Source organism: Massilia antarctica, assembly GCF_015689335.1.
GTDB lineage: Bacteria > Pseudomonadota > Gammaproteobacteria > Burkholderiales > Burkholderiaceae_D > Telluria_A > Telluria_A antarctica.
Map to the genome: position 1 here is coordinate 5,375,898 of NZ_CP065053.1, position 12,773 is coordinate 5,388,670.

Genomic DNA, 12,773 nt, shown 5'->3' on the forward strand with positions numbered 1-12,773 from the left:
ATGGTAGCGATTGTCAGCGGCGGCGGTTTGGGTTTGATCGGTGGTTCGATGTACGCGTTGGGCGGGCAGCAGGGCGCCGTCGGCAACGCCGCGTTCGGCCGTAATGGCAACCAGGTGTATGTCAACGCCGCCAGCGGCAACCTCGTGGTGCAGAACCGCGACGAATTCCTGGCCTCGCGCGGCTTCGACACGGCGCTCACGCGCACGTATAACAGCCAGGGCGCCTTTACCGACAAGCTCGGCTTCTACATCGACGGCGACAACGGCGACAATTTCCGCTTCGGCAGCTATAAGAAGGTCGCCGGCGCCGGCAAGCTGAACGCCCCCGGCGGCACCGTCACCCGCACCGATGGCGACGGCACTACCAGCGTCTACAACTACGATGTCGCGCGCGGCCTGTACGTGAGCACCAGCGGCGACGGTGCCTTCGACACCATCAGCTTCAGCGCCGCCAACGGCAGCAATCCGCAAACCTGGATCTGGACCGATGGCAGCACCCAGGCCACCGAAATCTACAACGCCACGGGCCTGATCACCTCGGCGACCGATACCGACGGCAATACCAGCACCTACACCTACAACGGGCGCCTGCTCCTGAGCGTGACCTCGTCCTCTGGTGACGTGCTGCGCTTCGACTATGCCGGCAACAACCTGTCGCAGATCCGCACCATCAGCCAGGGCGTCACCCAGACCAGCACCCGCTACACCTACGACTCTAGCAATCGCCTGGCCAGTGTCACGGTCGACCTGAGCCCGGATGACAACACTGTCGCCGACGGCAACGTCTACACCACGTCCTACACCTACGACGGCACCAGCCGGCGCATCGCCACCATCACCCAGACCGATGGCAGCGTGCTGGCGTTCACCTACCTGCAGGTCGGCTCCGACTTTAAAATCGCCAGCATGAGCGACGCCCAGGGCCGGGTCACCCGCTTCGCTTACGACACGGTCAACCGCCGCACCGACATGACCGATCCGCTCGGCTATGTCACCACCTTCGGCTACGATGCCAACAGCCAGCTCACCGAGGTGCTCAGCCCCGCCGTCAACGGCGTGCGCGTGCGCACCAGCTATGCCTACGATGCCAGCGGCAACGTGACCCAGGTCACCGACGGCAGCGGCAATGCCGTCACCATGCAGTACGATGGCCGCGGCAACCAGACGCTCCAGCAAGATGCGCTGGGCAACACGGTGGCGCGCACCTACAGCACCACCAATCTCAAGCTGACCGAATCGATCCGCATGGGCGCCGGCGCGCCGCTGGTGAGCCGCTACGCCTACGACAGCCGCGGCCACCTGCGCTTTGCGGTCAGCGCCAGCGGCCGGGTCACCGAATTCCAGTACGATGCCAAGGGCCAGAAAACCGCCCAGATCAGCTACACGGGCGCGCAATTCGACCTTGCCGCCTTCGCCGAAAACGCCACCGTGACCGAAGCGGCGCTGGCGGCATGGGTCACGGCCCACGACCGGTCGCAGGCCGAACGCACCGATTTCACCTACGACTTCCGCGGCCAGCTGGCCTCGTCGACGACCTACGCGGCGCTCGACACGAGCGGCAAGGGCGTGCTTGACGGCAGCGCCAGCACCCGTTTCGTGTACGACCAGGAAGGGCGCCTGCTCAAGTCGATCGACCCGCGCGGCGCCTCCATGGTCACCAGCTACAGCTACGATGGCCTGGACCGCCTGCTCTCGAGCACCGACGCGCTGGGCCAGCAAACCCTGACCCAATACGACGACGCCCACAATAAAACCGTCACCACCCAGGCCAACGGCCTGGCGTCGACCGCCACCTACGACGCCAGCGGCGAGCTGACCAGCGTCATCCAGAGCAACCAGAACGGCGGCTCCGTGCTCGGCGCCGCGCGCAATGTGTACGACGCCAACGGCCGCCTGACCAGCACCCAGGACGCGGCCGGCGTGCGCACCCACTTCATCTACGACGAAACGGGCCGCAGGGTGGCCATGATCGACGGCATGGGCGCGCTCACCGAAAGCCTGTACGACACCAATGGCAACCTGGTCAAGACGATCCGCTACGCCACCCTGGTCGACGCGCAGCTGCTGGCCGACGCCAATGGCGCGCCGACGACGCCAACCCTGGCCGCAATCCGTCCGCACAGCGCCCCGCTGGACAGGGTGACGCAGCAGGTGTTCGACAAGGACGACCGCCTGATCTACACGATCGACGAAGCCGGTTACGTCACCCAGCAGTTCTACGACGCCGCCTCGCGCCTGACCGATGTGGTGCGCTACAACAGCGCCATCAGCCTGGCGGCCCTGCCGGCCACCGTCAAGCTGGCCGACGTCGTCGTCACCTCAAGCAGCGATGACCGCCACGTGCGCAATTTTTATGACGCCGACAGCCGCCTGGTGGGCCAGCTCGACGCCGAAGGCTTCCTGACCGAGAACAAATACGACGGCGCCGGCCAGCTCACCGAGATGGTGCGCTACGCCACCGCGACCGCCGGCGCCCTGCGCGCCAGCGCCACCCTGGCCGAACTGATGCCGGCGGCCTCGGATGCCGACATCCACGTCAAGCAGTACTACGACGCGCGCGGCCAGTTGATCGGCAGTGTCGACGCCGAAGGCTACCTCACCACCACCGACTACGACCTGGCCGGCAACCAGAGCCGCGCCACCCGTTTCGCCAACAAGGTCGCCAACACGACGCCGGGCGCGAACCTGGCCGCGATCCGTCCGCAGGCCAGTCCCGCCGACCAAAGCCGCTCCTACGCCTACAATGCGCTCAACCAGCTGGCGCAATTGACGGACTTCGACGGCACCCAGAGCCGCATGAGCTACGACAGCGTGGGCAACCTGGTCTCGACCGTCCGCGCCGCCGCCACGCCAGGCCAGCGCGCCGACCTGAACCAGTACGACCTGCAGGGCCGCCGCATCGCCAGCCTGTCGGCCCAGGGCGCCAGCCACCTGACCGGCAACGCCGCGCTCGACGCCCAGGTGTGGACCGACTACGGCACCACCTACCAGTACGACCGCACCGGCCACCTGACCCGCGCCACCGATGCGCTGGGCCAGAACACCCTGTATTTCTACGACGGGGCAGGGCGCCAGACCCACAGCGTCAACGCCCTCGGCGAAGTGACGGGCACGCGCTACAACGCCTTCGGCGAAGCGAGCGACACGATCACCTACGCCAACCGGATCGCCACCGCGGGCTTGAGCGGCGGCGCCAACGGCAGCCTGCTCACCTTGCTGGCGGCGGCCAGCGATCCCCTGCACGACACCCTGATCCACCGCGACTACGACATGCGCGGCCAGATCAAGGCCCTGATCGATGGCCTGGGCAATACCACCGGTTTCAGCTACAACGCCTACGGCGACCTGGTGGCCCAGCGCCGCCCGATCAGCGCCGCCGTGAGCGAGGCGGTCAGCTTCAGCTACGACAAGCGCGGCCTGCGCACGGGCCAGGTCGACGATGTCGCTGGCCTGAACCGCGCCACCAGCACCCAGTACGACGCCTTCGGGCGCGCCGTGGCCAGCATCGACGCCAACGGCCACCTGCGCAGCACCGCCTTCGACCGCAACGGCCGCATCGTCACCACGCGCGACGCCACCGGCGCCGCTACCGCCACCAGCTACGATGCCTTCGACCGCGTGCTGACCCAGACCGACGCAATGGGCAACGTGACGCGCTATGCCTACGATGACGCCGCGCGCAGCATCACCGTCACGACGGCGGACGGCGTGACGACCAGCAGCACCCGCAATGCGTTCGGACAGGTGGTCAGTGTCGTCGACGGCAATGGCAATACGAACCGCTTCGGCTACGATTTGAACGGCAACCTGGCCACGGTCATCGACGCCGCCGGCAATGTCACCACCCAGGCCTTCGACAAGGCCGACCGCCTGCTCTCGAACACCGACCGTAACGGCATCACCACCGAATACAGCTACGACGCGGCCAATCGCCGCCTGAGCCAGCGGGTCGACACGGCGGGCCTGAACCTGACCACCAGCTGGAGCTACGACGCCAAGGGCGAAACGGTGGCCATGGTCGACGCCAACGGCACCCTGAGCACCACCGAATACGACCGCAATGGCCAGCAGGTCCGGGTCGTGGTCGACCCGGCGGGCCTGAACCTGCGCACCGAGTACAGCTACGATGCGCAAGGCCACACCCTGAGCGTGGCGCGCGGCGACGCCAATGGCCTGCTGTACACGACCAGCTACAGCTACGACCAGCTCGGCCGCCGTGTGGCCGAAGTGGTCGACCCGAGCGGCCTGGCGCTGCGCACGGCTTACGAATACGACCTGGCCGGCAACGCCACCAGGGTCATCGATCCGAACGGCCACGCCAGCACCTTCGCCTACGATGCCGACAACCGGATCGTCGCCATGAGCGATGCGCTGGGCAACCTGACCACCTACCGCTACGATGCCAACGGCAACAAGGTCGGCCAGGTCGACGCCAACGGCCATGCGGCCAGCTTCGCCTACGACAGCCAGAACCGCCTCACGGCGCAAACCGATGCCCTCGGCGCGACCACGGTCCACGCTTACGACGCCGCCGGCAACCGCATCAGCACCACCGACGCCAACGGCCATGTCACCACGGCCACGTATAACGCGCTCAATCGCCTGGTCGGCCAGACCAATGGCATGGGGCAGACGGAAAGCTACAGCTACGACAAGGTCGGCAACCGTACCGGGTATGTCGACGCAAACGGGAACGTCAGCAGCTACGCTTTCGACGCGGCCGGACGCCAGGTCGTCATTACCGACAGCCTGGGCGGCCAGACCCGCTACACCTACGACGGCGTGGGCAACCGCATCGCACAAATCGATGCCAACGGCCACGCCACCGGCTACGATTACGACAAGGCCGGCCGCCTGATCAATGTGCGCCAGCAGGTCAGCAGCGCCGCCGGCGACCGGAAATGGGTCGCCAAGGTCGAATGGGTGGCCGATGCCAGCAACGCCGCCGGCGGTTACTATGAAGACCACGGCGCCTTCGTCGGCGTGGAAGCGTCCGAAACGCACGAACTGGTCACCCATTTCGCCTACGATGCGGCCGGCAACGAGCGGGTGCAGGTCGATGCCAACGGCAAGCAGACCAGCAAGGTCTACGATGCCGCCAACCGCCTCGTCGCCAGCACCGATGGCGCCGGCAACACCACGCGCTACCAGTACGATAGTGTCAACCGCATCGCCGTCACCGATGGCAATGGCAACACGACCCGCCTGAGCTACGATGCAGCCAATCGCGTGATCAGCAGCACCGATCCGCTCGGAAATACCGTTTCTTACAGCTACGACCACGTCGGCAACAAGATCGCTTCGACCGACCAGAACGGTGCCGTCACCACCTATCAATACGACGCCGCCAACCGCCTGGCCGTGCATACGAACGCGCTCGGCAAGACCGAGCAGTTCGGCTACGACCAGGTCGGCAACATGGTGATGTCGCGCGATTTGAACGGCAATGTCAGCACCTATGCCTACGATGGCGCGAACCGGGTCGTTTCCCTGACCGATCCGCTCGGCAAGGTGGAAACCTATGCCTACGACGCCGTCGGTAACCGTACCGCACTGGTCGACCGCAACGGCCATGCGACCCAGTTCACGTTCGACCAGAACAACCGCCTGGTCAGCCAGACCGATGCGGTCAATGCGGTCACCGCGTATGCCTACGATAAGGTCGGCAACCGCATCAGCATGACCGATGCCAACGGCAACGTCACCGGCTACGAGTACGATGAAGCCAACCGCCTGGTCAAGACCATCACGGCGCACCGCACCGAGGTCATCGTCGACCCGAACGGCAATAGCGCGAACGACCGCAGTTACGAGCACACCATCGCCACGCGCTATGTCTACGACGGCGCCGGCAACCGCATCGCCACCATCGATGCCAACAACCACCGCACCAGCCATGTGTACGACGGCGCCAACCGCTTGCTCAAGACGGTCGACGCGCTCGGCGGCGAGACCGTCCATCAGTATGACGGCGCCGGCAACCGCATCGCCAGCACCGACGCCAACGGCCACCTGACGGCCTATGGCTACGACGCCGCCAACCGCCTGGTGCGCCAGACCGACGCGCTGGGCCTGGTGACCACCTTCAGCTACGATGCCAAGGGCAACTTGCTGAGCATGACCGATGCCAACGGCCACACCAGCAGCCAGGTGTACGATGCGGCGTCGCGCCTGCAAAGCCGCACCGATGCGCTGGGCCAGGTGACTTCGTTCGGTTACGACGCCGTCGGCAACCAGACCAGCCTGCTTGATGCCGCCGGCAACGTCACCTTGAGCAGCTTCGATGCCAACAACCGCCTGATCGGCACCACCGATCCGCTCGGTTTCAAGACCAGCTACGCCTACGATGCCGTCGGCAATCGTACCGCCGAGATCGACGCGCAGGGCAACACCAGCCGCACGGTCTACGACGCGGCCAACCGTCCGCGCAACACGACCGATGCCTTGGGCAACACCGAGCATTATGAATACGACCTGGTCGGCAACCGCACCGCCGTGGTGGACCGCAACGGCCACCTGACCCGCTACGACTATAACGCCGACAAGCGCCTGATTGCGGTCCACGCGCAAGCAACCGGCGCCGCCGCCGATGCCACCCTGGTCCAGCAGGGCAGGGTATTGCAAAGCGGTTTCTGGGTCTCGCAGGGAACCGACGGCAATGGCAACGATGTCGGTTACTGGACCGATTTTGCAGTCCAGGCCGGCGCCGCCGCGGCCACCGCCGACCTGCTCACCACTTACGAATACGATGACGTCGGCAACCGCACGGCCCTGATCGACGCCAACGGCAACAAGACCAGCTTCGCCTACGATGCGCTGGACCGCTTGCTCAGCAGCACGGATCCGCTCGGCCATAGCACCAGCTATGAGTACGATGGGCTGAACCGCACCGCCTTGATAGATGCCAACGGCAACAAGACGGCCTATGTCTACGATGCCCTCAACCGCCTGGTCAAGACCACCGATGCCCTGGGCAATACCGAACTGGTCAGCTACGACCATGTCGGCAACCGCAGCTCGGTGACCGACCGCAACGGCCATCTGACCGCCTTCACCTTCGATGCGGCCAACCGGCTGGTCGGGATGACGGATGCGCTCGGCCACAGCGAGCGCTATGCCTACGACGAGGTGGGCAACCGCATCGCCAGCACCGACCGCAACGGCCACGTGACCCGCTATGCCTACGATGCCAACATGCGCCTGGCCGGCTTCACTGATGCCCTGGGCAACAGCGAAGCCTATACCTACGACAGCGTCGGCAACCAGACCGTGGTCAGCGACCGCAACGGCAACAAGACGGTGTACGCCTACGATGCCGAAGGCCGGGTCATCGCGCAAACCGATCCGCTGGGAAACACCACGCATTACGAATACGACAAGGTCGGCAACCGCAGCAGTGTCATCGATGCACGCGGCCACGCGACCCTGTACCAGTACGATGAGCTCAACCGCCTGGTCAAGACCATTGATGCCCGCACCGTCATCGACTACGTGCAGCAATACGGCTCCGAATGGGACGCCGACACCCAGCAGGCAACGCCATGGCGCGAGTGGAGCGTCAACCGGCAATTCGAGCAGGTGGTTGCGACCCGCCACGTATACGACGCCGTCGGCAACCGCATCGCCACGATCGATGCCAACGGCAACAGCACCCAGTATGTCTACGATGCCGCCAACCGCCTGATCGCCATCAAGGAAGCGGCCACCGACGCCGCCAGCGACCGCACCCTGATCCCGGGCGATGTCTGGGTCGCTCCGGTGCTCGACGTCGACGGCAACGAGACGGTGCCGGGCCACTGGATCAACAATAGCCTGAGCACCGCGGTGGCCGGCCAGCACCACGACTACCTGACCCAGTTCGAATACGATGCGGCCGGCAACCGCACCTCCATGGTCGACCGCAACGGCAACCGCAGCACCTACGAGTACGATGGCTTGAACCGCCTGAGCGCGACCACCGACGCCCTCGGCCACAAGGTCAGCTATGAGTACGATGGCCTGAACCGGATCGGCGCGACCGATGCCAACGGCAACAAGACCAGCTATGCCTACGACGCCGTCAACCGCCTGAGCTCGACCACCGATGCGCTCGGCCACAGCATCGCCTACGCCTACGATGCCGGCGGCAACCGCATTGCCAGCACCGATCAGAACGGGCAGGTCACCAGCTATGCCTACGACGCCGCCGACCGCCTGGTCAAGCTGACCGATGCGCTCGGCCACACCGAGGCCTATGCCTACGACCAGGTTGGCAACCGCACCGCCGCCACCGACAGGAATGGCCAGCGCACCGCCTATGCCTACGATGCCGATAACCGCCTCGTCGCGCTGACCGATGTCCTGGGCCACACCGAAAGCTATGCCTACGACAAGGTCGGCAACCGGGTCGGACTGGTCGACAAGAATGGCCACGCGAGCGTCTTCGCCTACGACGAGCGCAACCGAATGACGAGCCTGACCGATGCGCTGGGCAACAAGACGCAGTACGCCTACGACAATCTGGGCAACCGCACCCGCATGGTCGACGCCAACGGCCACGCGACCGACTTCAGCTACGATGAACTGAACCGCCTGGTCAAGACCGTCAACGGCATCGTGCACATCGACTACATTGAATCGACGCGCAGCAATGTCGAGTGGCTGCAGACGCCGCGCAGTTTCGACCAGGCGGTGGCGACCCGCTATGTCTACGACGGCAACGGCAACCGCAGCGCCAGCATCGATGCCAACGGCAACGAGACCCGTTTCGAGTACGATGGCGCCGACCGCCTGGTCAAGTCGACCGATGCGCTGGGCGGCGTGACCGTCCTCGAGTACGATGCCGCCGGCAACCGCACGGCGCTGACCGATGCCAATGGCCACAAGAGCACCTACCTGTTCGATGCGGCCAATCGCCAGATCGCCACGGTCGACGCGCTCGGTTTCCGCACCGAGTACGCGCTCGATGCGGCCGGCAACCGTACCGCGCTGACCGACGGCAACGGCAACATCACTGAATACCGCTACGATGCGCTGGGCCGCCTGGTCGGCAGCACCGATGCACTCGGCCACCTCGACAGCAGCAGCTACGATGCGATGGGTAATCGCCTCGCTTACACCGACCGCAACGGCAACGTCAGCGCCTACCAGTACGACGCCCTGGGGCGCCTGGTGCAAAGCACCGACCCGCTGGGCGCGACCAGCAAACTGGCCTACGATGCGGTCGGCAACGTTCTGGTCACGACCGACCAGAACGGCCATAGCCGCAGTTTCGCCTACGACGCCCTGAACCGCGCCGTGGCCTCGACCGATGCGCTGGGCAACACCGAAACCTACGGCTACGATGCGGTCGGCAACCGCACCAGCCAGGTCGACCGCAACGGTCATGCGAGCACCTTCCGCTACAGCGCCCAGGACAAGCTGCTCGGCGTCACCGATGCCTTCGGCCACGAAGAAAGCTACACCTACGACGCTGTCGGCAACCGCCTCTCGCTGGTCGACCGCAATGGCCACACCACGTCCTACATCTACGATGCCAACAACCGCCTGAGCCGCACCGAAAACCGCTTCACCCCGGCATTCACCGAGGACAAGCTGGTCGATGGCTATCACTATATCGTCGATGGGGTCGATGCCGACGGCAATGAATACGGTCACCAGGTCAACCGCTACGTGCAGGTGTCGGAGCCGGTCACGGTGATGACGGTGTCGACCGTGTTCGAGTATGACGCGGTGGGCAATCTGGTCGCCTCGCGCGACCGCAACGGCAATGGGTCCTTCTACGCCTTCGACGCGGTCAACCGCATGGTCGCCAGCACCGATGGCGCCGGCAATACCACGCGCTACACCTACGACGCGCTCAACCGGACCGCGCTGATCGACGCCAACGGCCACCAGACCGTCTACAGCTACGATGGCGCCAACCGCATGACCGGCTCCACCGATGCCCTGGGACACAGCAAGGGCTTCGCCTACGACAACAATGGCAACCGGATCGCGCTCACCGACGAAAACGGGAAAGTGACCGTGTCGGTGTACGACGCCGACAACCGCCTGGTCAAGCTGACCGATGCGCTGGGCAATAGCGAAACTTACGCCTACGACAAGGTCGGCAACCGGGTCCAGTCCACCGACCGCAACGGCAACCTGACGGCTTACCAGTACGATGCCGAAAACCGCCTGGTCCAGCTGACCGATGCGCTTGGCAATGTCGAGCGCTACAGCTACGACAAGGTGGGCAACCGCACCGTGCTGACCGACAAGAACGGCCACAGCACGACCTACGTCTACGATGCGGTGAACCGCCTGAGCAGCACCACCGACGCGCTCGGCAACGTGACCAAGTCCGAATACGATGCGGCCGGCAACCGCACCCGCCTGATCGATGCCAACGGACACGCCACCGACTACGAATACGATGAAATGAACCGCATGGTCAAGAGCATCGTCTCGCGCACCACGGTCGACTACACCGTCTCGAACTATTCGTGGTACGACCCGGTCACCCACCTGCCGGGCGAGAACCATTACTGGGACAGCACGGCCAGCTATGTCGAGGTGGTCTCGACCATCTACGCCTACGACGGCGTGGGCAACCGCACGCGCATGACCGACGCTCTCGGCCATTACGTGGACTACAGCTACGACGGCGCCAACCGCCTGGTCAAGATTCGCGAGGAACTCGACCATGGTCAGAACGGCGGCGAATCGTTCATGGCCATGCGCGCCGGCGACGGGCGGATGGAGACCAATTCCACGAGCACCCCGGGCGAGGAGGTCGGCAACGGCCGCTACCGCATCACCGACCTGAGCTACGATGCAGTGGGCAACGTGGTCTACGAAGACCGCTACTACGAAGATACGCGCTGGGGCGAGGGCGGCGACTCCGATCCGACCCACTTCTGGATCCGGCGCGAATTCGATGCGGCCAACCGCAAGGTCGCCCAGTACGACGGGCAGCAAGTCGCCACCACATTCGAATACGATGATGCCGGCAACCTGACCGCGCGCATCGATCCGAACGGCAACGCGACCCGCTTCAGCTACGATGCGGTCAACCAGAAAGTGACCCAGACCAGCGCGCTCGGCTTCGTGACCACCTTCGCCTACGACAAGAACGGCAACCTGGTGCGCAGTGTCGACCCGCGCGCCGGCGTCAGCAGCCAGCAATTCGATGCGCTCAACCGGGTCGTCACCAGCACCGACGCCTTGGGCGGGGTCAGCAGCCAGACCTACGATGCGGTCGGCAACGTGCTCGTGCACACCGACGTCAACGGCCATACCCACAAGTATGGTTACGACGAGGTCGACCAGCGCATCAGTAACACCGATCCGATGGGCGGCATCAGCCGCACCGTGTTCGATGCGGTCGGCAACACGGTCAAGACCGTCGACGCCAACGGCCACGTCACCACCTATGCCTACGATGCGCGCAACCGGAATACCTCGGTCACCGATCCGCTCGGCCATACCACCAGCTACGACTACGACGTTGTCGGCAACCGGATCGCGGTGGTCGACGCCAACCAGCACCGGCGCGTCTTCAATTACGATGCGCTGCACCGCCTGGTCGAGGCCTACACGCTTGACGGCGACACCACGAGCGGCGCGGAACGGTATACCTACACCGCGATCGATGGCGTGCTGCAGCGCGACAACCAGCTCGATGCCCAGTTCCGCGACGGCTTCTACGAATACAATCCGGCCGGCCAGCTGATCAGCTACCGCCTCGGCCTCAAGCAGCTGCAATACGCCTACGACGACGCCGGCAACCTCACCAAGGTTACCGACAGCATGGGCGGCGTCACGGTGTACGCCTACGACGCCGACAACCGCCGCATCAGCACCAAGGATGCGCTCGGCTTAGTCACCCGCTACCAGTACGATGAGAACGGCAACACGACCGCTGTCATCGATCCGCGTGGAAACACCACCAGCTACAGCTACGATCTGCTGGGCCGCCAGGTTGGCATGGTCGATGCCGAAGGCGGCATCACAAGCACCAGCTACGATGCCGCCGGCAATGTGCTGGGCAAGGTCGATGCGCGCGGTGCCACCACCAGCTTCGTGTATGACGGCAACGACCGCATGGTCGAGAGCACCGATGCGCGCGGCGGGGTCACGCGCAGCTTCTACGATGCCGTGGGCAACCTGCTCAAGTCGGTGGATGTGAAGGGCAATGCCACCAGCTTCGTCTACGACGCCGCCGACCGCTTGGTCGAGAGCACCGATCCGCTGGCCCAGATCACCCGCTTCGGCTACGACAAGGTGGGCAACCGCATCAGCCGTACCGATGCGCTCGGCTTCGTCACCAGCAGCGAATACAATGCGCTCAACCAGCTGACGGCCCGCATCGATGCCCTCGGCAATCGCACCGAGTACAGCGAGTTCTCGCACGGCCATGCGCAGCGCACGCTCGATGCCAGAGGCAACTCCAGCATGGTCGACCTGGACGAGCACGGCCTGGTCGATTACGAATACGACGCCCTGTACCGGGGCATTTCGCACCACCGCGACCCGAACGGCAATGTCTACCAGCTGGTCGGGCTCAACGGCGCGATCACCTACAATTTCTTCGACGCCGATAACCGCCTGACCGACAGCATCGACAGCTTCGGCTACCTGACGCACAATGAATATGATCAAAACGGCAATATCACTGCGCAGACCAGGTATGCCACCGCCGTCAAGCCGCCCGAGGGCAGCCGGGAAGAATGGGTAAAACCGGTCGCTGTCGTCTCCGAGCACGACCAGACCGTCACCTTCACCTACGATAAGCTGAACCGTCAGCTGAG

1 protein-coding gene (only partly in view) is annotated in these 12,773 nt (G+C 64.8%); it reads left to right on the forward strand.

Translation table 11 applies throughout. The features are described 5' to 3' along the window. Positions 1–12,773 carry the 5' portion of a polymorphic toxin-type HINT domain-containing protein gene (locus tag IV454_RS23840; protein ID WP_206088148.1) on the forward strand. The gene runs 19,873 nt beyond the window's last position, so only the first 12,773 of its 32,646 coding nucleotides appear in the window; the start codon lies at positions 1–3; its stop codon lies off the right edge, out of view.